This is a genomic window from Enterococcus sp. 9E7_DIV0242 (genome assembly GCF_002140975.2).
Taxonomy (GTDB): domain Bacteria; phylum Bacillota; class Bacilli; order Lactobacillales; family Enterococcaceae; genus Enterococcus_L; species Enterococcus_L clewellii.
The window spans coordinates 4,280,925-4,304,025 of the sequence record NZ_CP147247.1 but is presented as its reverse complement, the minus strand read 5'-3'; the positions used below and the strand labels follow the sequence as shown (position 1 = coordinate 4,304,025).

Annotated in this window: 17 protein-coding genes; 3 read left to right on the top strand and 14 right to left on the bottom strand. The window is 38.9% G+C overall.

Going from position 1 to position 23,101, the window contains the following annotated elements:
- Nucleotides 1-287: 287 nt before the first annotated feature.
- Nucleotides 288-905: a TetR/AcrR family transcriptional regulator gene (locus A5888_RS20075; RefSeq protein WP_339101804.1), complete on the top strand. Its 618-nt coding sequence runs from the start codon at nt 288-290 to the stop codon at nt 903-905.
- A 69-nt stretch (nt 906-974) separates the two neighbouring features.
- Here A5888_RS20075 and A5888_RS20070 read toward each other — a convergent pair whose 3' ends face one another.
- Complete coding sequence (locus A5888_RS20070) at nt 975-1,439, bottom strand: ASCH domain-containing protein (protein WP_170924773.1); 465 nt, start codon at nt 1,437-1,439, stop codon at nt 975-977.
- Nucleotides 1,440-1,759: 320 nt separating this feature from the next.
- On the opposite strand from A5888_RS20070, the gene A5888_RS20065 reads away from it, so the two are divergent.
- On the top strand, nt 1,760-3,271 hold the full coding sequence (locus A5888_RS20065) for a helix-turn-helix domain-containing protein (RefSeq protein WP_086349218.1): 1,512 nt from the start codon (nt 1,760-1,762) through the stop codon (nt 3,269-3,271).
- Nucleotides 3,272-3,539: 268 nt separating this feature from the next.
- Here the strand turns inward: A5888_RS20065 and eno are convergent, their stop codons facing one another.
- The 8 genes from eno to A5888_RS20025 form a co-directional block, all read right to left on the bottom strand.
- Nucleotides 3,540-4,838, bottom strand: coding sequence for a phosphopyruvate hydratase (eno, locus tag A5888_RS20060; protein ID WP_086349217.1), 1,299 nt, complete (start codon nt 4,836-4,838; stop codon nt 3,540-3,542).
- 150 nt (nt 4,839-4,988) lie between these two features.
- Nucleotides 4,989-5,744: a triose-phosphate isomerase gene (gene tpiA, locus A5888_RS20055; RefSeq protein WP_086349216.1), complete on the bottom strand. Its 756-nt coding sequence runs from the start codon at nt 5,742-5,744 to the stop codon at nt 4,989-4,991.
- Nucleotides 5,745-6,079: 335 nt separating this feature from the next.
- Nucleotides 6,080-7,273 (bottom strand): phosphoglycerate kinase, encoded by a 1,194-nt coding sequence (locus tag A5888_RS20050; protein WP_086349215.1) that lies wholly within the window; start codon nt 7,271-7,273, stop codon nt 6,080-6,082.
- A 279-nt stretch (nt 7,274-7,552) separates the two neighbouring features.
- Nucleotides 7,553-8,554: a type I glyceraldehyde-3-phosphate dehydrogenase gene (gene gap, locus A5888_RS20045; RefSeq protein ID WP_086349214.1), complete on the bottom strand. Its 1,002-nt coding sequence runs from the start codon at nt 8,552-8,554 to the stop codon at nt 7,553-7,555.
- Nucleotides 8,555-8,592: 38 nt separating this feature from the next.
- The gene (locus tag A5888_RS20040) at nt 8,593-9,630 is read right to left on the bottom strand and encodes a sugar-binding transcriptional regulator (protein WP_086349213.1); all 1,038 of its coding nucleotides are present in this window, start codon (nt 9,628-9,630) and stop codon (nt 8,593-8,595) included.
- A 306-nt stretch (nt 9,631-9,936) separates the two neighbouring features.
- Nucleotides 9,937-10,812, bottom strand: coding sequence for a YitT family protein (locus A5888_RS20035; protein WP_086349212.1), 876 nt, complete (start codon nt 10,810-10,812; stop codon nt 9,937-9,939).
- A gap of 234 nt (nt 10,813-11,046) precedes the next feature.
- Complete coding sequence (locus A5888_RS20030; protein WP_086349211.1) at nt 11,047-11,976, bottom strand: oxidoreductase; 930 nt, start codon at nt 11,974-11,976, stop codon at nt 11,047-11,049.
- Between the two features lie 16 nt (nt 11,977-11,992).
- Entirely contained in the window at nt 11,993-13,195 is a 1,203-nt protein-coding gene (locus tag A5888_RS20025; RefSeq protein ID WP_086349210.1) for an L-lactate MFS transporter, read from the bottom strand.
- 118 nt (nt 13,196-13,313) lie between these two features.
- On the opposite strand from A5888_RS20025, the gene A5888_RS20020 reads away from it, so the two are divergent.
- The gene (locus A5888_RS20020) at nt 13,314-14,183 is read left to right on the top strand and encodes a LysR family transcriptional regulator (protein WP_170924771.1); all 870 of its coding nucleotides are present in this window, start codon (nt 13,314-13,316) and stop codon (nt 14,181-14,183) included.
- A gap of 74 nt (nt 14,184-14,257) precedes the next feature.
- On the opposite strand, the gene aspS is transcribed toward A5888_RS20020, so the two are convergent.
- From aspS to A5888_RS19995, 5 genes are all read right to left on the bottom strand, one after another.
- The gene (gene aspS, locus A5888_RS20015) at nt 14,258-16,027 is read right to left on the bottom strand and encodes an aspartate--tRNA ligase (RefSeq protein WP_086351173.1); all 1,770 of its coding nucleotides are present in this window, start codon (nt 16,025-16,027) and stop codon (nt 14,258-14,260) included.
- 135 nt (nt 16,028-16,162) lie between these two features.
- Nucleotides 16,163-17,461 carry a histidine--tRNA ligase gene (gene hisS / locus A5888_RS20010; RefSeq protein ID WP_086351174.1) on the bottom strand — a complete coding sequence of 433 codons (1,299 nt, stop codon included), beginning with the start codon at nt 17,459-17,461 and terminating at the stop codon, nt 16,163-16,165.
- 820 nt (nt 17,462-18,281) lie between these two features.
- Nucleotides 18,282-20,339: a beta-galactosidase gene (locus A5888_RS20005; protein WP_086349208.1), complete on the bottom strand. Its 2,058-nt coding sequence runs from the start codon at nt 20,337-20,339 to the stop codon at nt 18,282-18,284.
- Between the two features lie 14 nt (nt 20,340-20,353).
- Complete coding sequence (locus A5888_RS20000; RefSeq protein WP_086349207.1) at nt 20,354-22,585, bottom strand: alpha-galactosidase; 2,232 nt, start codon at nt 22,583-22,585, stop codon at nt 20,354-20,356.
- Nucleotides 22,586-22,630: 45 nt separating this feature from the next.
- Nucleotides 22,631-23,077 carry a DUF3284 domain-containing protein gene (locus A5888_RS19995; protein WP_086349206.1) on the bottom strand — a complete coding sequence of 149 codons (447 nt, stop codon included), beginning with the start codon at nt 23,075-23,077 and terminating at the stop codon, nt 22,631-22,633.
- Nucleotides 23,078-23,101: the final 24 nt, after the last annotated feature.

Sequence of the window (23,101 nt, the reverse complement as noted above, 5' to 3'; positions counted from 1 at the left end):
TTCTTTTAGTGACAAGTCAATAGAAGCTTTCATTTAAAGGTATAATTGTTTTCTTTTATTCTCTAAATACTTGTTTGAACAGTTCAACAGCCAGAATTCACAAAAAACGGACAATTATCATCCGATTTTCGGTAGATATATTCTATTTTTTTAAGTTATTTTATTATATATATCAAAAAAATACGGATTTATTAGAAAACACTTCTCTCTCTTCGAAAATCGATAAGCTTAAATCCTCTTCTTTCTCGTAGCGCAAGAGAACCTACAAAAAATAAGGAGGGCTATAAATGGAAAATCATGATATTACGAACCTCATAAAAATGAGTACGTTAACCCTACTCCAAACAAAACATATCGGATCGATTACGATTACAGAAATTGCCAATAAATCTTATATCAGTCGAGTAACTTTCTATAATTACTTTCAAAATAAAGAAGAAATCATTGATTCTTTGGTATCAGAAATCATAGAAGGCTTCAGCACTATTCAAAAAAGAAATAGTTCTTTTTTGAATGGTATCGACATGTCAGATACTGATCAAATAAAAAATACTCTCTTTCCAAATACGCTTGAAATTGCTGCTTTCTTTAAAGAAAAAGAAGCGCTGATCACAGGGCTTCTTTCTGAAAACAGTGGTATACAATTTATGGACATTCTTTATGATCAATACTATCAACATTTTCTAACAGCACTTCCACAAGTATTTTTTATCAAATTTGCACCCGATATTATTGAATTCTATGCCACTTATATGACAAAAGGTGTCGCTGCGTTAGTAGAGACTTGGTTCCAGTCCGGGTTCAAAAGTTCAACTGAAATGATTTCTCACGCAATTCTCAATATGTTGGCACCTGCACTTAGTGACCTGTATAGCGAAAAACGTTCGTTATACAGATGCTCATAAAGCATCCTCTCAGATTTACTACGTAATCAAGTTCTATTATTTTACTATGCTAGTCCTTACAAATTCTCCTTAATAAACGACGATAAATTCAAAACAAAGAACCATTAAATCCTCGGAAAATTCTTTATCAAAACTCTCCATAAGCTCTGTAAAAAAACAGTGGTGAATCGCTCGCCAATAGGCAAGAGAACGATCACCTTCGCCTTCCAAATAAGCATGTTCAGCAGATACCTCGGAAAAGGGAACGCAAGAGGTTTTTGTCACTCGGACAACATTTGTTGGTCTTCCAGCAAATGTTGTTAGGATGTGATAACTGCCAACTTGCGGCATGGGCTCCTGATTCCTTTCATAGATGTACGCAAGAGTAGCCGTAGCCGTTTTCTCACCATTTTTTACAAGTTCTGTCAATTCATCCGCAAACGCTTCATCCTTTGGATCATCCGTCATAAAATGCCAGGATTGATACAGTTGATCTGCTATACCGCTCTTTTCATCTACCGTTGCAAGATACGCTTGCCAAAATTCCTCAATCATTGTTCTCCTCCTTATTGCATAGAATAGGACAAATCACCACATTCTTCTTTCATTGTTTCTATTACCTAAAAATGTTAGAAAATTACTTTACTTCCAATTTCTATTACTGTTGCAAACTCGCTTCTTGTAAATACAATAGTGGAAAAATAGAAAAAAGAAGTTTACAATTTATTTTATTTTGTAATTTTATATCATTCATAGCTGTGCTATAAAAAAAATTACACTTATATTAAAAAATAATTCCTTTTCTTTCAGTTCTTATGGTTAATTATTTTGAAGAATCTCTACTTTGAGTCTATACTGAAAATGGGGGGATTCCGATGGATTATTATCGTATCTTTGATACACCAACAAACTCGATGCTCATCTTGTTGGAACAGCTTCAAAACAGGCAAGATTGGTTGACCATAAGCGAGCTTTCTGATCATACGTCATTGGAAAGAAAAACCGTTCAAAAATATATGAAAGACTGGCAAGTTTTACTTAAGAACAGTACTGACCCAGAGCTTCAAGAGCTCCTTATTTTTTCTAAAGGAAAAGGTTACTCTTTCTCAGGAGATGGCAATAGTTTTCAGAAATGCGTCTACTTGGTTATTAAAAATTCTTATATTTACGCTTTAATGGAGAAATTATTTTTCGAACCGGAAATTTCTTTAAAAAAATTCACTACAAAGCAATTTATCAGTGAGTACACCCTTCTGAGAAGAATACGTAAACTCAATCATGTATTTTCAAGATTAAATATTTCAATAGCTTTATCAAAAGGATTCCTATCGTTACAAGGTCCGGAACCACAAATAAGGTATCTGGGCTATATCTTTTTTTGGAAGCTGTACCGCGGATTAGGCTGGCCGTTTCCCTTTGTGAACGAGCAAAAAATCCGCAGCTATGTAAATGAACATATGCTTCCTTTTCTAACATTAAATGAGACGACAATTATTGAACTGACCTATGTATTAGCTCTCAATTTGACAAGATTTCATTTATCTAAAACAGTCAGGCTTTCTGATCTTCCCATATATACAGAACAGCTTAATAAATCCATATTTACTGATTTCGAAAAGAGTGTTGCTAGTTTAAAAAATCAGTTTTATCTCTCAGAGGATGAATGTCATTATTTTGCACTTATTTTACAAACAAAACCCCAATTTTATACAATCGATCGCTTTTTGGAAAAAAGTATTATCGGCCATAAGAAAATGAATACTAGTATTTATCCACTATATGAGGAATATATTGCCTTTGATCAATTGAATGTTAGCACAAAACTTACCTTTGAGTTCTCAAAAAAATTGTATTTTGGAACAATCCTAATTGGTTTTCTTACGGAAGATATATTTAAAAATTTTGGAACAACGGCAAAAGGTTTTGACTATCTCAGTTATATTGGTCAAACCTATCCAAACCTGATTCCAGCTATCAAAAATCGATTAAAGCAGCTTGCTACAAAGAATACTCTGACAAGAAACAGGGTTCTTCTCTTAAGACTATGCGAAGCTTACGCCTTGCTCAATCAGCCGACTGATTTTGAGCCGCTTATTTTAATCCGCTCAGAAATGGATTTATCTACTGTAACAGAAGAAATTTATATAAAGAACCTAACAAACTTGCTGTCACCTTATTTACATGTTCAATTTGTTCATCGATTTGAACACCAATTGTCTGTAGATATGATTGTGGGTAATAGCGTTGTACAGGATAATGCATTTTCTAAAGAGAATATCCCACGGATCTATATCCCAAATGATATCCATAAAATCGATCTTCAACTGCTTGTAAAAACCATCAAAAATTTAGCCAACCAAAAAAGCGAACTTCTTCAACGAAACTGAGATTTCATCAAGCTATTTCAACCTTATATTTTTTTGACTGTTGAAAGTTCTCTAGCAGTCTCTGCTTTTGTGCATGATGATAAACTAATTTAAGAAAGTCTCACTTCGCTTCTTCTATAAAAGGTACTGTCTGAAAGTTGCAATGAATCTGACCAGCATTTAAATAAACAGAGATCTTGTATCAAGAAAACTAAATTTTTATCGTATCTTTCACAGCAAAAAACACCCCCCGAAAAAAATTTCCGAGGGGTGAATCATTTATAAATAATTATTTGTTTTTAAGGTTATAGAAAGATTTCAACCCTTTGTATTGAGCAACTTCACCAAGTTGGTCTTCGATACGTAGTAATTGGTTGTATTTTGCAATACGGTCAGTACGTGAAAGAGAACCAGTTTTGATTTGTCCAGCGTTTGTTGCAACAGCGATATCAGAGATTGTAGAATCTTCTGTTTCACCTGAACGGTGAGATACAACTGCAGTGTAGCCAGCTTCTTTAGCCATTTCAATCGCTTCGAATGTTTCAGTCAAAGTACCAATTTGGTTCACTTTGATAAGGATTGAGTTAGCGATACCTTTTTCGATACCTTCAGCCAATTTAGTTGTGTTTGTTACGAACAAGTCGTCACCAACTAATTGAACTTTATCGCCCATAACTTCAGTCATTTTCTTGAAGCCATCCCAGTCGTTTTCATCTAATCCATCTTCGATAGAGATGATTGGGTATTTAGCAACTAAGTCACTGTAGAATTGGATCATTTCTTCGGTTGTTTTTTCGCCTTCACCTGAATCAGCTAAAACGTAAACACCTTTTTCTTTGTCGTAGAATTCAGAAGCTGCAGCATCCATAGCAAGAACGATATCTTTACCAGGTACATAACCAGCTTTTTCGATAGCTTCGATGATTACTTCAAAGCCTTCTTCGTTAGAACCTAAGTTAGGAGCGAAACCACCTTCGTCACCTACTGAAGTAGCTAAACCTTTAGCTTTTAAGATAGCAGCCAAAGCGTGGAATACTTCTGCACCCATACGTAAACCTTCTTTGAATGAAGGAGCGCCTACAGGCATGATCATGAATTCTTGGAAGTCGATACTGTTGTCAGCATGAGATCCACCGTTGATGATGTTCATCATTGGAGTTGGCAATACTTTTGTATTGAATCCGCCCAAGTAGTGGTATAAAGGTACTTCAAGGTAGTCAGCAGCAGCACGAGCTACGGCGATAGAAACACCAAGAATAGCGTTCGCACCTAATTTACCTTTGTTAGGAGTTCCATCTAAATCGATCATAGCTTTGTCGATAGCCATTTGATCACGAACATCGTAACCAATGATTGCTTCAGCGATGATGTTGTTTACGTTGTCAACTGCTTTAGTAACCCCTTTACCTAGGTAACGAGATTTGTCGCCGTCGCGTAATTCAACCGCTTCGTATTCACCAGTTGAAGCTCCTGAAGGAACCATTCCGCGGCCAAAAGCTCCGCTTTCAGTGTATACTTCTACTTCGATTGTTGGGTTACCGCGTGAGTCAAGGACTTCGCGAGCATATACATCAGTAATAATTGACATGTTTTGTCTCTCCTTTAAAATGTTTTTATACTAAGGGGATTCTCCCTTAATTACGATTGTAGTTAATTTTCCGCAAGTTAGCAATGAATTTCTTCTATCTTTATGAAATAAATTCATTTTGTGCAGTTTTTGCAGAGGAATTATGCTGAATTATTTCACAGCATCCAATAATGCTAAGAATGAATCTGCTTCAAGGCTTGCTCCGCCGACCAATGCACCATCAACATTTTCTTTCGCCATATATTCAGCAATGTTTTCTGGCTTCACTGAACCGCCGTATTGGATACGTACGCTTTCAGATACTTCTTTGCCATATAATTTTTCAACGGTTTTACGAACAACACCACAGATTTCATCAGCGATCGTTGCATCCGCAGATTTACCAGTTCCGATTGCCCAGATTGGTTCATAAGCAATAACAAGATTACTTACTTGTCCATCTGTTAAGCCTTCTAAACCAGCAGTGATTTGTCCTTCGATCCATTCAGCTGTTTTACCAGCTTCGTATGTTTCTAAAGATTCACCACAACAGAAGATTGGGATCATACCGTTAGCAAAAATTGCTTTTGCTTTTTTGTTGATATCCGCATCTGTTTCATGGAAATACTCACGACGTTCAGAGTGACCAATGATTACATAGTCCAAACCTAAGTCAGAAAGTGCTGCCGGAGAAGTTTCTCCAGTGAATGCACCACTATTTTCCCAGTAGCAGTTTTGAGCTGAAATTTTCAATTCAGTTCCTTTAGCTGCTTCAACTAGCTCTTGTAAGAAGAGTGCTGGAGAACCAATCACTGAATCCACTTTATCATTAGCAGGAATTTTTGTTTTTACTGCTTCAGCAAATTCTTTCGCTTCTTTAGCAGTTTTGTTCATTTTCCAGTTACCGGCAATAATTGGTTTACGCATTAGAACACGTCCTTTTCTTTTGTGTTGTTACAAAGAGGCTCTGATGATTCCATACCTCGATTTTCAAGATTACCGAATCGTTAAGCTTTTATTATTATCTAGCTGTATGAGCTAGCTTCCTTCGACAAATAGACAAAATTTTCTAAGAATTTTTTTGAATTCTTGAATATTTTCCTAATTTGCTTGAAAGCTGATCGAGCTCATTCCACTTTTACTATTATCTAGCTTCTCGATTCAATCTCTTCGACAAATAGATAAATTTATAGTAAAGGCAAAGGGCACCTTTATATAAATTTCCTAATTTGCTTGGAGCTTACCGAATCGCTAAGCTTTTATTATTTATCGTTAATCGCTGCTAGTCCTGGTAATGTTTTACCTTCAAGTAATTCTAAGCTTGCGCCGCCACCTGTTGAGATGTGCGTGAATTTGTCGGCAAAGCCTAATTGGATTGCTGCAGCTGCTGAATCGCCACCACCAATGATTGTCGTTGCATCTTCAAGATTAGCGATTGCTTCACATACACCGATTGTTCCTTTAGCGAAGTTGCTCATTTCAAATACACCCATTGGTCCATTCCATACAACAGTTTTAGCGCCTGCTAATTCTTTTGTGAACAGCTCAATTGATTTAGGTCCGATATCTAAGCCCATGTATCCTTCTGGAACAGCTTCTCCGTCAGTTACAACTGTTTCAACATCGTTGCTGAATTCTTTTGCACATACAGAGTCGACAGGTAATACTAATTTGTCGCCAGCTTTTTCGATCAATTCTTTTGCCAAAGCTACTTTATCTTCTTCAACTAGAGAATTTCCGATTTCGATTCCTTTTGCTTTGTAGAATGTATAAGTCATTCCGCCACCGATTAAAATTTTATCAGCTTTAGCAATCAGATTTTCAATAACACCGATTTTATCAGAAACTTTTGCTCCACCAAGAATCGCTACAAATGGGCGTTTTGGTGCTTCAACAGCTTCACCGATAAATTGGATTTCTTTATCCATAAGGAAACCAGCTACTGTTGTAATACCAGTAGACGCAATCCCTACGTTAGAAGCATGCGCACGGTGAGCTGTACCGAAAGCATCGTTCACGAATACATCGCCTAATGAAGCCCAGTATTTACCAAGCTCAGCATCATTTCCGCTTTCTTTCTTCCCATCAATATCTTCAAAACGAGTGTTTTCAAATACTAAAACGTCGCCGTCTTTCATATTATTAACAGCAGCTTCTAATTCCGCACCACGAGTTTCAGGTACAAATGTTACAGGTTTGCCAAGTAGCTCGCCTAAACGTTCAGCAACTGGTTTTAATGATTTGCCCGCTTTGTCTTCTTCTGTTTTTACACGACCTAAATGAGAGAAAAGGATTGCCTTTCCGCCGTTTTCGATCACATACTTGATTGTTGGTAAAGCCGCAACGATACGGTTGTCATTCGTAATGACGCCATCTTTCAACGGTACATTGAAATCCACACGAACTAATACTTTTTTGTCTTTTAAATCTACATCCTTGATTGTCTTTTTAGCCATTCGTAAATTTCCCTCCTGTATATTATATAAATTCTGTTAAATCAATAAACTGCAATTACTATCCCTATGCTTGTATTAAAACTAAGGTTGTTCCCCAAGTAAGGAATAATTTAACACGATTTATATAATTGATCGCGGCAGAAAACTCTCATAGAGAATTCCTCTGTCGCTGTCTATTCTACCACTTTGTGGGTATTTCATAAAAAGATAAGCGGAGAAGCGCGTTGCTTCCCCGCTTATTATTACGCTATTTTATCAATTTCTAACTTGATGTAGAAATTATAGGTTAGCGAAGTACTCTAAAGTACGAACTAATTGTGCAGTGTAAGACATTTCGTTATCGTACCAAGCAACTGTTTTAACCAATTGTTGATCGCCAACTGTCATAACTTTTGTTTGAGTAGCATCGAATAATGATCCGAAAGTCATACCCACGATATCAGAAGAAACGATTTGGTCAGTGTTGTAACCATAAGATTCGTTTGCTGCTTTTTCCATAACTGCGTTTACTTCTTCAACAGTTACTTTTTTGTCAAGAATAGAAACTAATTCAGTTAATGAACCAGTTGCTACAGGAACACGTTGAGCAGCTCCGTCTAATTTACCGTTCAATTCTGGGATAACCAAACCGATTGCTTTAGCAGCACCAGTTGTGTTAGGAACGATGTTTTCAGCAGCAGCACGCGCACGGCGGAAGTCTCCACCAGGGTGTGGTCCGTCAAGAGTCATTTGGTCACCTGTATAAGCGTGGATTGTAGTCATAAGACCTTCAACAACACCAAAGTTGTCTTGTAAAGCTTTAGCCATAGGAGCTAAACAGTTCGTTGTACAAGAAGCACCAGAGATAACTGTTTCTTTACCAGTTAAAATATCATGGTTTGTGTTGTAAACAACTGTTGGTACATCGTTACCACCAGGAGCAGAGATAACAACGCGTTTAGCGCCAGCTTTTAAGTGTAATTCAGCTTTTTCTTTTGAAGTAAAGAAACCTGTACATTCAAGAACGATATCTACACCTAAGTCGCCCCATGGTAATTCTTCAGGGTTACGGTTAGCAAGAACTTTAACTTCTTTGCCGTTTACGTTGAAAGATCCTTCGTGAACTTCAACTGTTCCGTTGAAACGTCCTTGAGTTGTATCATATTTCAGCAAATGAGCCAACATTTTTGAGTCTGTCAAGTCATTGATTGCCACTACTTCGATTCCTGCTACATCTTGGATACGACGGAATGCTAAGCGTCCGATACGTCCAAATCCATTAATACCTACTTTAACTGTCATTAAAGATTTCCTCCTTATGAAAATCAAAAATTTTTATTTTAAAGGGTTGCCCCTTTTAAAATCTCATTTGCGGCAGCTTCATCAGTGATGAGCCACGTTTGTTCAGGTGCATTTTTCATGTATGCGCGTATTGCTTTAGCCTTTGTCTTTCCTCCAGCTAATGCTATCACGTATGGGATGTTCTGTAAATCCTTCAATTGCAAACCGATTCGCGGTACTTTATATACTACTTCACCTTGCTCATTGAAGAAATAACCAAATGACTCTGCTACTGCATTCTTCTGCTTCAGCATAATCAACTCTTCATCCGACATCTTTCTTCTGGCTGCCATATGCAATGCTCGTCCAATACTATGAACAACTGCGTTCGAATGGCTGATCAGCTCTAAAACCTCCTGAATGGACGGCTCCTGTAATAAGGAGTCATAGGTTTCTTTACTCAGCTGTTCCGGGATATATAATGCTCTATGCTGTCCTCCGGTATTATGTGCCATCACAGCACTTACCGAGTTTGCTTGAACAGTTAAAGCCTCACCGATACCGCCTCTTGCCGGTACGAAAAGATTATGTCGTCTTTCTGATTCAAGAGTTCCCATGTGTTCTGCTGCCTGAGCCATTGTAGTTCCGCCCATCACAGCAATGATATTGTTATCCTCCGGTAGAAGCATATCTAACGAATGGGTCAATACCTCACCAAACTCATCCAGAATCTTTCTCTGATTGTCACTATTTCCTGAAACAACGATGCAACGTTGAATCCCAAATAGTTGTGCAATCTCAATTTCAATCTTCTGAATGCCGAAAAGTAAATTCATCATTTTCTCAAGTCCTTGATACACTTCAAGACCTTTTTCGGTTAATGTCATACCGCTTTTTGATGTTTTGATCAACTGAAGCTGCTTGAGCATATCGGTCTCAGTACGTAAGACACGTTCTGTCAGTCCCATGCTTTCTGAGAGACTTCTTCTTCCGATTGGCTGCATCCAATAGATATTCCGTAAAATATGATATCTTTCCTGCATCACATCAAGCATATCCGGAGCAACTGCTTCGATCATTTTCAATTCTTCCAGCATGATTGACTCCTCCGTTGGTCATAAAACGTCCAAGTATGACTAAAAACGACCTATGAATGGTAAAAAAATAATGAAGCCTTTCTCACTGTGATTTTCAGTTAAAAGACTTTTTTAACCTCACAAGGATATTCTAGCAGTTTTCATGCTTCTTTTCAAGGAAAAGCGTTCAGTTTTTTTCTAGGGACCAAAAGAGGAGGTGTCACTTTTTCCTCACTGGATTCCTTTGTATTTGTAAACACAATTTTCTTTCAAAATTTGTATAAAAAAACCGGCTTCCTTTTTCTTGAAAGTCGGTGTTTTTCTTCTTCATAGCTCTTCTTCGTAAAAACGACCGAGAATTTTTACGTTATCTGAAATACTGACAAAAGCCGATGGATCAGCCTTCTTCATCGCAGCTTCAAGCGATGGCAATTCAAAGCGCGTAACGATTGTTATTAACACTGTCTGCTTGTCATGGTTATAAGCACCCTCAGCTTCATGAATAATCGTGATACCACGACGCATCTTTTCTTGGATGGCATCGATCACAACCTCTGGATTTTTTGTAATGATCATGACCTGCATTTTCTTTTGTTTCGTGTAGACTGCATCGGTTACCTTACCACTGACAAAGATCGATAACGCACTATAAAACATGTACTGCCAACCAAATAGATACCCGGCAACAAATACAATCAGTGCATTAAAATAGATAGAAATCGAGCCAATGGACCGTCCTGTTTTTTTGCGGATCGTAATGCTGAAAATATCCAGGCCACCAGATGACAGTCCATTTTTCAATGCAAAGCCAATCCCAGCACCCATGACACCACCACCAAAAATCGCACAGATAATCGGGTCATCTGACAGGGTAGTTTCTGGGACGATCTGCATAAACACAGAAGTCAATGCAACTGTAATAAAAGTAAAAATCGTAAACTTCTTTCCAATTTTCTTCCAAGCAAGAAAGAACAGCGGCACATTCAACGCAAACAATGTGACAGAAACCGGAACATTGAAGCCTAAAGTTCTCGTCGAAAGTGTTGTTAAAATTTGAGCCAGTCCTGTGATCCCACTAGAATAAATATTTCCAGGCTGATAAAAAAAGTTCATCGCAATGGATGCCAAAATGGCATAAACAATAGAAACAGATAGTTTTGTTGTATAGTCGTTGACAGGGATACTTTCAATTGCCTTTTTCATATGGTCTGTAACCTACCTCTTCAAGCATTTCTTTATATGCTATTGTATACTACACTACTTTATTTACTTTTTCCAGAGTGTAAGCATAAGTCATATAATTTAAAGTAGAAACCGGCTTTTCCTACTATATAATTAATACCTTTTTCAGCAGAACTTTATTTTACCTATGAGTGAATACTAAAAACTGCAGCTGTTAGTTACACGCGCTAACAGCTGCAGAAATGCTCTCTGATTCTATTTTATCTTCAGAATATCTTCCTTTTCATGCATTAATGCAGTCAAAAGATGATTCACTGGTACTGGGATATTCAAGGCTTCGCCCATCTTCACTACGGCACCATTTAAATAATCAATCTCCGTCTTTCTGCGTTTAGCAATATCTTGATGCATTGAAGGGAAATGATCCCCACTTTGATCCGGATCAAATACTTTCTCAACAGTAGCAAGAACCATTTCAGCAGTTAGTGCAATGCCTTTTGCTTCAGCAATTTGAACAAACTCGTAAACAACCGCCTTGCTTAATGCCATTGCTTGATTGCTACTGCCAAATTGACCAACATTACAGTCAAGTAACGCACAGTACGTATTCAACACACTGTTGAATGCAGCCTTTTTCCAGATAGATAGTAATACATTCTGACTGATTTCTGCATTTAATTTTGCTTGATTCAATACATTTAGAATTTCAGTAGTTACTGCGGCATCTTTTTCTTTGATTGGTTGAAACTCGATGTTGCCAGATCCTGTTGCACGGATATGACCTGGTCCCTCCAGCTCACAAGACCACAATGTCACACCAGCATAGATAGCAGATTGTCCGGCATACTCCTCGATCGTTTCAATGTTGCCCAACCCATTGGATAAAACCAACAATGCAGTATCTTCTGATAGTATACTTTGAATTTGTTTAAGCATCCCTTCCAGCTGCATCGCTTTTGTAAATAGAATGATCAGTTCATAGCTACTACCTACTTGATCAGGTAGTACTGCTGATATCTTGTACTTCCTTGAGCCAGCGTCAGTTTCTACCAGCAAGCCTTCTTGATTGATTTTCTCTACATGCTCGTTCCACGGATCGATAAATGTAACTGAATGGCCGGCTTCTGTCAACATAAAGCCAAAACGGCTCCCCATTGCACCTGCACCTGCAATTGCGATTTTCATTCCTTCTTCTCTCCTTCTATGCTTCTGTTTCTTTTTTCATGGCTTTCGCAAAACCAACTTCCATCATACGAATCAATACGATTCCAGCTAATAACAATACAATGGATAAGATGAATGATGCGTTATATGAACCTGTACTTTTTGCTATAGCCGCTGTAACATACGGTGCTACAATCGCTCCTACTGCAAAACCAAAATACATGAAGCCATAGTTCATCCCTTGATTCTTCATTCCGAAGTTTTGACTTGTTAATCCTGGGAAAATTGTTAATACACCAGCATAGGCAAAACCAATTCCTAAAGCTGACACATAAAAAACCGCTGTATTCCCTGAGAAAATCAACAGGAATACCATGCAAATTCCTAATACAACATAAACCAAAGTCAATGCACGATAACTACCAAGCTTATCTGAGACTCCACCCCAAAATAGGCGACCCGCAGAATTGAAAATCGACACCAAGCTTACAATTAGAGCGCCGCTTGTTAAACCATATTGCCCCATTCCTATCTGAGCAGAGCTTGAGCTGATAACCATTCCTGCAAATACACCCAATGAAAGAATCAGGAATAATACCCAGAAGCGATTGTCTTTCAGCATTTCTTTGTAATCCTTGTCCATTGGTGAGTCTGGAATTTGTCCACTATCCTTTGCCGGAGCGCTTTGAATAAAGAATTGAACGACAAAGACAACAACTAAGTACACGATCCCAAGATAAAGCAATGATTGACTGATATCATTTGTTTTATTCAAGAAAAATTCAGCCAACTGTGTACACAATAATGTTCCCACACCAACACCGGACAGCACGATTCCACTTGCTAAGCCACGTTTATCCGGGAAGAATTTCAAAATATTATTCAGATTACCTGTAAATGCCAGTCCAGAGCCAAAACCAGTGATTAATCCATACGTTAATAAGAGCATTGGTAAAGTTGTTACAAATCCAGATAAAATGAACCCTAATGAAAATAATAAACACCCGATAACAATTGCCCATTTTCCTTTTCCGTTGTCGATCATTTTTCCGCCAAGAATCATTGGAATTGGAATAATCCCCATGTTAATTGAAAAAGCCAAGGCTAATAATGCCGGGTCCCAGTGGTAAGCATCCATCAGTGGATTTTTGAAAAAGCTGAATGCATAGACACCACCTAAAATAAAATTGATACAGACATGTGCTGCAAGCATTGCCCATCGATTCACTTTGATAGTCATTTGTTCTCCTCCTATGTTAAGTATTTCACAAGTGTTATAATAGTCAGAAAAGCGTTGACTAACAATAAGGAAAAACATATCATTCCTATAGGAAAATCTTATGGATATGGAGATTGTGATGAATACAAAACAAATCGAATCATTTATCATTCTGAGTGAAGAGCTACATTACAGTAAAGCCGCTGAGCGTCTTGGAATCTCTCAACCCTCATTGAGCCAGCAAATCAAAGCGCTTGAGCAGAGACTCGGTGTCATCCTCTTTCAAAAAAGAGGGCGACGCATCTTCTTGACTAAAGCAGGTCTTGTTTTTCTTCAACGAGCGACCAAAATCTATGATGAATTGGTTTTAACAAGAGAAGAAATGCGTTATTTTCAAGGACTTGAAAGAGAATCGATTCATTTAGGCGTTTCCGGCAGCCACCTGCTATTAGAAGTATTCAAAACCTTCACTGATATGTTTCCAGATGTTTCTCTCCATGTCAGCGAATTCTCCACTCATCGAACTATAAAAAAAGTGCTCGATCACCAAATCGATATCGGTATTGTTTATCAAACAGAAGAAATTGGAGAACTAACCACTGAACTTCTCTTCGAAGAACAATTTGTCGCAGCGATTCCCTGTTCACATGAACTTGCTGACAAAGACGAAATCGTCTTGGAGGATCTTGAAAACCAACCATTGATCTTGCTTGAAAAGGAAATGTATTTACGTACGAGGATCGATGAAGAAATGAAGAGGCGTCACATTGTTCCAAACATTATTTGTGAGCTAAGCAATCATTATGCTTGTCTAGAGTATGGCAAAGCTCAATTAGGCATCGTTTTAACTGTCGAATCCTTTGTAAAGGAAATACCAGCTTCGATGGTCGTTAAAGCAATCAGAAACTTTCCATTAAAAAACAAGGTAATTATGGTCCATCGAAAAGAGCTGCAGATTGATCAGTCCATCGAATTTCTGATGAACGAACTCCGAAATGCTATTTTATAAACACAAACAGCGACTTGCTTCTTATCCTTTTCGGGATAAGAAGCGAGTCGCTGTTTTATTATATGGAAAATTGTTTATTCTTCTATTGCTGTAACATCAAGATTCAATTCAAACAACTGCAACGGAGAAACTGTACTTGGTGCGTTATTCATTGGATCAGCCGCTTTTCCGTTTTTAGGGAAAGCGATGACCTCACGAATATTTTCTTCCCCGGCAAGTAACATGACCAGACGATCCAAGCCCAAAGCAATTCCACCATGTGGAGGGAAGCCATACGACAACGCATCCAACAGATAACCGAATTGATCCTGCACTAGCTCTGCATCCAATCCTAGTGTCTCAAACATTTTTTCCTGTAAGTCACGTTGGTAAATACGTAACGAACCGCCACCTAACTCGTATCCGTTCAGCACAACATCGTAGGCTTGCGCATAGACTTTTTCCGGTGCTGTCGCTAATAGTTCGATGTGGTCTTCTCTTGGTAATGTGAATGGATGATGGGCAGAAACATAACGATTGGATTCTTCATCATATTCAAATAGCGGCCAGTCTACCACCCATAAGAAATTGAATTTCGATTCGTCAATCAAACCAAGCTCTTTCCCCATACGTGAACGGATCGCTCCTAGAGAAGCAGCAACAATTGCTGCTGTATCCGCACCAAACATGAGTAAATCGCCAACTTCAGCATTCGTCACTTTGATCAGCTCATCGGTTACATCCGTCAAGAATTTAGCGATTGGGCCTTTCAAGCCATCTTCTTCCACTTTCAGCCAAGCCAAGCCTTTCGCACCAAATTGGCTGACATACTGACCCAAATTATCCATATCTTTACGTGAATATTTAGCAGCAGCACCTTTTGCATTCAGTGCTTTTACCTGTCCGCCGCTTTGCAGAGCCATTTGGAATACTTTAAATTCTACGTCTTTCACAACCGTAGCAATATCGATCAATTCCATATCAAAACGAGTATCAGGTTTATCGCTTCCGTAGCGGGCCATTGCTTCATCATAGCTGATGCGTGGGAATGGTAACGGCAAATCAATACCTTTCGCTTCTTTCATCACCTTCGCCAGCATTTCTTCTGTCATTGTCTGGATTTCTTCTGCAGTTAGGAATGTCGTTTCAATATCCACCTGTGTAAATTCAGGCTGACGATCACCACGAAGGTCTTCATCACGGAAACAGCGAACAATTTGATAATATCGGTCAAAACCAGCACCCATTAATAGTTGTTTAAAGATTTGTGGCGATTGAGGTAATGCATAAAAATGCCCTGCATGCACACGAGACGGCACCAAATAATCTCTAGCACCTTCTGGAGAAGATTTCCCAAGGTACGGTGTCTCTACATCCATAAACGCTTGATCGTCAAGGTAATGACGAATCGATTTTGTCACTTGATGACGCAGCTTGAAATTCTCTGTCATCGCCGGACGACGTAGATCCAAATAACGATATTTCATACGAATGTCATCACTCACGTTGTTGTCATCTTCAATGATAAACGGTGGTGTTTTTGCCTTATTCAGAATAGTGATATCAGAAGCCATCACTTCAAATTCACCAGTAGGCATCTTAGGATTGATTGCTTCTGCATCCCGCAATACTACTTCACCAACAATCTCAATCACATATTCGCTACGGCATGTATCCGCAATTTCCCACGCTTCTTTCGAGCGTTCTGGGTTAAATACCACCTGAACAATTCCTTCTCTATCTCTCAAGTCAATAAAGATTACGCCCCCAAGGTCACGACGCTTTTGCACCCACCCTTTAAGAACAACCTCCTTGCCTACAAACTCTTTTGTTACTTCGCCACAATATATTGTACGTTCTGCCATAAAATAGCCACCCTTTCTTCTTTGACACCATTCATTTTTTAGTTTCTGCTTTTTTCTAAACAGATTTCCTCTGTTTACTCTAGCTTCTGTTACTTTGCTTTGGTTTTTTCATCGTACCTAGTACCTACTGAATCATTAGTCAAACATGATTGTTGTCATCTCATCATATACTTCGCTGAAGCGTTCATAAATATCTGTCAGCTTAAACGCTTTTTCTTCGCGACTAGCCATATTTTTCACATTAACGATTCCCTCAAGCAATTCACTTTCACCGATCGTTAACACTAGCTTCGCATTTAGCTTCGCAGCCGTTTTAAACTGTGCCTTTGGTTTCCGATTCATGAAATCACGATCCGCAGAGAAGCCAAAATTTCTGATTGCCTGTACTAATTTCAATGAGGCAAGATTCGTATCTGCTCCTATCCCTACGACATAGGCATCAATCTCGTTGATTTCAGGGATGATGATTTCTTCTGCTTCCAATGTAAGCAGAATCCGCTCGATCCCCATCGCAAAACCAAAACCAGGTGTTTCTGGTCCGCCTAGTTCTTCAACCAGCCCATCGTAACGTCCACCGGCGCAAATAGTTGACTGGGAGCCCATCTTTTTCGCCTCACTCATGATTTCAAAAATCGTGTGTGTATAGTAATCCAGTCCACGAACCATGTTTTGATCGATAACATAAGGGATTTCCAATTCATCGAGCATTTGCATGACAGCATCAAAATGTGCTTTGGATGGTTCATTCAAGTAATCTAGAATAGACGGTGCATCGGCAACGATTGCTTTGTCCTTTCTATCCTTGCTGTCTAATACACGTAATGGGTTCTCGTGTAAGCGACGTTTTGAATCCTCACTAAGCTCTTCAGCTTTTGGCTCAAGGTAATCAATCAACGCTTGACGGTATGCAGCACGACTTTCCTTATCTCCTAGAGAATTGATAACCAGCTTGATTTCACTGATGCCCAATTGCTTAAAGAAATCCATTGCCATTGCCATGCTTTCCACATCCACTGCAGGATTATCACTACCAAATGCTTCAACACCGATTTGGTGGAATTGACGTTGCCGTCCTGCTTGTGGTTGTTCATAACGGAACATTGGTCCCACGTAATATGTTTTATATGGCTTTGCATATTCAGGGCCAAACAGCTTGTTCTCAACAAAAGCCCGAACGACCGGTGCAGTTCCTTCCGGACGCAAGGTCACATGTCTATTTTTTTTATCATAAAAATCGTACATCTCTTTAGAAACGATATCCGTCGTATCACCAACACTTCGCGCAATCACTTCATAATGCTCAAAAATCGGTGTCCGCATTTCTTGGTATTGGTAGTCTCTGAAAATTAGACGTGCTGTTTCTTCAATAAATTGCCATTTTTCTGTAGTGCCTGGCAGTAGATCATAAGTGCCTTTTGGTTTTTCATAATTCATTTGATCTTCCTCCATTTCTTTCTCACTGAATCCTCTAATCGATGGTGACAATAGCTGACGAGCTTTGTATTCTTTACCAAATTCTTGGTCACTGATCGTTATTTAATCAGAAGCCGTAAATATTCTCTACTGTTTCTGATAAACAAAAAAATTCGCCCTTGTATCATCTACAAGGGCGAATGAATCATTCATACGCGGTACCACCTAATTTGAAAGATTACTCTTTCATCTCAACGATTAACGCTCGTAACGGAATGGCTTTTCTTCCACTCATCTCAGGAATGTCTTTCGCTTTCTTTTGCGGAGCTGCTTTCAGCCAAGGCCTCTCTCTCTTTTAACACAAACAAGAAAATTACTCGTTCCCTCATTGATTTTCAATATTATATATAAACTACTAGAGATTTTCATGAAAGTCAAGTGGAATTTCAACGATCGACAAAACTAACTGAAGATGCCCGTGACATAATTAAAATAAAAAGTTACTCTAAGTGAATTATGCATGGTGCAGCCACTTTTCTATAGGCAAACGAATAATAGCCTTTTCATTCAAAATGACCTCAAAAAAGAGCTTCCTATGAACATGATGCTCCTCGAAAAAACATGGCAGATTTGGTTATTCACTTAGTAAATAATCCGACTTTATCTAGCAACAACAGGATTGGCAGCAACCGGCGAGAGTTACTATTGTAGTCAAACAGGTTCAGAAGACAGATAAATGATGACATCGATCTTCTAAACCTTTTTCTACTTTATATCTAATTTATAGAAAGCTATTTGACTAAAAAAGCTTGACCAACTCTCTGAAATTCTGTCTGATTAGCTATATCTGAACATTCTTTGCAACAATCCGAACCTCATACCCCTTTAGCGCAAGTAGCCCTTCAAGCATTTCGTTGCTTTCCATATCCTTCACAGCACTTTTTATGCCAACACTCTTTTCTTTATCAGAAAAATTCATTATGAAGTAGTATTCGGTGTCCTTCGTTCTTCTTTTTTGAACGGATACCTCCGGATCATGATTATCAATAAGTGTATTAGCCAATTCCAATTTTTCAATCAGCTCAGAATAAAAGACCCGTAAAAAGTCACGTTCCGTTCTTGCCGCAAGGAAATAGGCTTCCCCTTGTTCAAGCGTATTTCTCACAACTACCGGAGAGCCTGAATAAAATTCCTCCTGATAAGAGGCGAGTACTTCTCCTCGTTCAACCGAAACAACTGCTGAATAATCATGAATTGAAAACTGTTCCTCGTTGTATACAAAGGAATTCGTTTCTTCCGGATATAAAGTATCTAGTTCTTTTACATCTAAGCCAAAGATTTTTTGTAACGGCTCTGGCAATCCTCCCAAATACAATAGGTCGTTTTCGTTCACCATTCCTGTAAAGTAGCTGGAAATCAAGCACCCGCCAGCTTTTACATATTCTTCCAGTTTCGCCATGGTTTCTTCGGTCATCAAATAGAGCATAGGAGCGATCACCAGATCATAATTTTCCAGTGAATGACTAGAGGGAACAATATCTACAGCAATATCTTTTTCCCAAAAAACGGCATAATGTTCTTGAAGTGTCTGAGGATACTTTCGCGTTGGACGCCCAAATCCTCCGCCTCGTTTTAACGCCCAATTGCTCTCCCAATCAAAAAGGATTGCTACCCGAACATCTTTCCCACTCCCTTTGATTTCTGTGAGGTTTTCCAGACGTGCTCCATATTCTGCCACCTCTTTAAATACTCGATTTTCTGCTGACTGATCATGGCCAATTACTGCACCATGAAATTTTTCTGAATTGCCGCGAGACTTGCGCCATTGAAAATACAATGTACTATCTGATCCATGTGCCAATTGCTGAAATGAGGTCAGCATATGAACACCTGGCCGTTTCGATTTATTAAACTGATGCCAGTTGACTTCACTAGGCGTTGATTCCATAACTAAAAACGGCTTATGCTTTAAAGACCAATATTGATCGTGAACATAGGCAGATTTCATCGCCGTTTCCGCCAGTGACTCATAATTATTATGCCAATCAGGATAGCTATCCCAGCTGACGATATCTACATATTTTGCAAATTTACCATAATCCAAGCCTTCTAAAGGAATAAAATCATGGTTATCATGTCCTTCTGCCATAAAATTGGTCGTCACTGGAATATCAGGTGTCAGCTCTCGCAATGGCTCAATTTCTGCTTGATAAAAATCGATCGTTCGATCTGTTACGAATCGTTTCCAATCCAGGTCCATCCCATGAACCTTCGTTTCTCCTAAAGGGCTGGGCGGTGTTACTTGGGACCAATCACTGTAACGACTGCCCCAGAAATTCATCCACCAAGCTTCGTTTACTTTGTCCAAATGCTGATATTTATTCTTCACCCATTTTTGCCAATTTTCTTGGCAATAGTCGCACCAGCATTCACCAGAATATTCATTGGAAATATGCCACATCAATAATGCAGGATGCTTCCCATAGCGTTCTGCCAGCTTTCGATTGATCCGCTGAACTTTTTCTCTATAAATTGGTGAAGAGTAGCAATGATTGTGACGAAAGCCATGATGATGCTTTTGACCATAAGCATCCGTGCGATTGACCTCCGGATATTTTTCACTTAACCATTGTGGTCTACCTCCGCTTGGTGTTGCTAAAATAATCTTGCCACCCATTTTATCTACTTTTTCAAAGACATCATCCAACCAATCGAACACAAACTCGCCTTCGCTTGGCTCCAATGCATACCATGAAAATACGCCAACAGTGACTGTGTTTATCTTAGCTTCCTCCATTAGCTCAATATCCTCTTGAAGAACATCCGGATCAGCGAGCCATTGATCTGGATTATAATCACCACCGTGTAAAAACCGCTGTTCTTTATCCAATTTTGTCATAGTTATTCTCCCTTTTATTCTTCGACTGCTTGAAGATGATAGATATAGGATTGAAAGTCACCAGTGACTTGCGCCTGTTCATGATTCGCACCATTGAACTGATAAGGCTTTCTGAGTCCAAGCTGTTTCAATATTCGGCCATTTGCTTGCTCTCTTTCATTGATTCGGTATGTTTTGTCTTCAGAAAGAAAAGGGATTTTGAAGTATTCCAATGCAGGATTATTGGGTTTAGCTAAAATTCTATAAAAACCAATAATTGCTTCTTCTTTTGCTTCATCGACCACACCCCATGCTACTTCATTACTGCCTGCTTCGATCAATTGGTAAAAAGAACCTTGCGTAAGCAACTGACGATGTTTTTTATAAAAGGAAATCTTTTCTTTTATCGTTTTCCTTTCTTGAGTAGTCAATGCAGAAATGTCCAATTCATACCCCAATGGGCCAAATATCGCCACATTTTGCCGCATCGTTAAGCTTGTCACACGATCGACCTGATGATTTGGACTAGCTGAAACGTGATTGCTAAAGCTTGATAATGGATAAGCCAGCAACGTGCCTGTCTGAATAGCTAGACGTTCCACTGCGTCGCTGTCATCACTTGGCCAGATTTGCGGACTATAGAACAAAATCCCTAAATCATACCGACCTCCGCCACCTGCACAGCCCTCAATCAAGAGATCAGGGAAGTCCGTCAAGATTTTCTCATACAACGAATACACGCCTAAAATATAGCGATGGAAAAATTCCGTTTGGGAAATGTTTTGTTGTCTTAGATACTCAGAGTAAGCTTCTGTTATATTGCGATTCATATCCCATTTGATATATTCCAACTTCGTTTCAACAATGATTTTTCTCATCTGCTGATAAACATGATCTACAACTTTGGGATTGGCAAAATCTAAAACATATTGTCCCCGACCAACAGAAACTCGTTCTCCTCGATGACGAACGACCCAGTCGGGATGCTCTCTATAAATGCCGCTATCTGGTGAAACCATTTCCGGCTCAAACCAGATACCCAACTGTAAATCCAGCTGATGGATATCTTTGGCAAATGCGCCAATACCGTTAGGAAATTTTTCTTCATCGTACCACCAATCACCCAGTGACCCTCTGTCAGCATTTCTCTTGCCAAACCAGCCATCATCCAAGACAAAGCATTCCATTCCTAGCTGCTTTCCTGTCTCGGCTAACCCAAGCAGCTTTTCATGCGTAAAATCAAAGTAAGTTGCTTCCCAGTTATTGAAAACAATCGGGCGCTCTTTTTTCTGCCACTTTTTATCAATGATATGCGTTTCGATAAATTCAGCGTATCTTCTAGAAAGCTCATCCAATCCGTTTGAGCTATACAATAAAACAGCTTCCGGCGTTTCAAATACTTCCTTTTCTTTTAATTCCCACGAAAAATACTCAGGGTTGATCCCAAGCATCATACGTGTCTTGTCCCATTCATCAACCTCTACCTGTCCAGTAAAATTTCCTGAATACAGAAAATTAAGACCATAGACTTCACCAGTAGTTACAGAACCATTTTTTGCCTGTAGTGCAATAAACGGGTTATGCTGATGACCAGATGCACCTTTTAAGGACCCCACCGAAACAGTTCCTTGCTCAAGAGATCGACGCTTCACGTGACGTTCTTTCAGCCAAGCGCCAGATAGATGGATAAATTCATAGTCAGCCGTAGGAAGCTCTAAAATCCCACTTAACATTTTTTGAATCTTCACAGGTGTCTTTCCCAAATTTTCAAGGCGTTGACTTTGCACAATAGCAGCAGAATCTTCAAAGATTGAATAGTTCAGCGTTAGGGCGATTTGATGTGGCTCATCCTCCAATAAAATGGAGAGTGTTTCCACCTTTTCAGATGTACCATAGGTTCTTGGTCGGTCCAAAGAACGTTTTTTCTCATTGATTATGTCATAGCCTTTTACTTTGAAATCCAAATACAGAGGTGTTTCATCTATGAAAATATCGATTGCTCCTGTTTTAAAATCACTGGACCCATAGACTGGGTATTCCTGCTGTCTATCAGCTAAGGTAAACAAGCCGTTTTCACTGGAGTATTTCACTGTTCCGGCAGACTTATTAGTCCGTTCAACAAGATAGCTCAAATCTGCTTCTGTCAATTTTCCTAAAGGCTTGCCATAGTATAAATGGCCTAATTGCTGGTTCTCCATTATATAAAACAGATAACTGCTATGTTCATTCATTAAATGAAAGTATTTTTCTGAAACAATTTCAATCATTGTTAACTCCTTACTAACGCTCTATGTGTGATAGGTACGATTATTTTAATTAGACATTTCCGCCAGATTTTCCAAGTATTTCATACGTTGGCGAACGCCTCGATTAAAGAAATATTTATAGAAGAATCCGACAACCATAAACCCATACTGATGACGGGTCTTTTCAAAGGTATTTCTCTCAGAGTAAGTAACTAATACTCGCCCGTCTTTTTCATCAAATTGATACGTTTGAGTGATTCCTCCTGTTGAGGAGGAGGTTTGCATTTGAAAATAGTGGTTGGTCTCAATTTTTGTTACAGTCATGGTACTGCTCACACCGATTTTTTGCGTTTTGGTTCGTAATTGACAATGGACAGTCGTTCCTTCTTTTAAACAAGAAACAGCCGAATTTTGTCTTTTGAAATAACTCAATTGTTCATTCAATACAGCTTGATAAACAGCCGCTATATTTGGTTTCATAAAAAAGCTATAACTTAGCGTATCTACTCTCATCGTTCCCACTCCTCCTCACAGAAT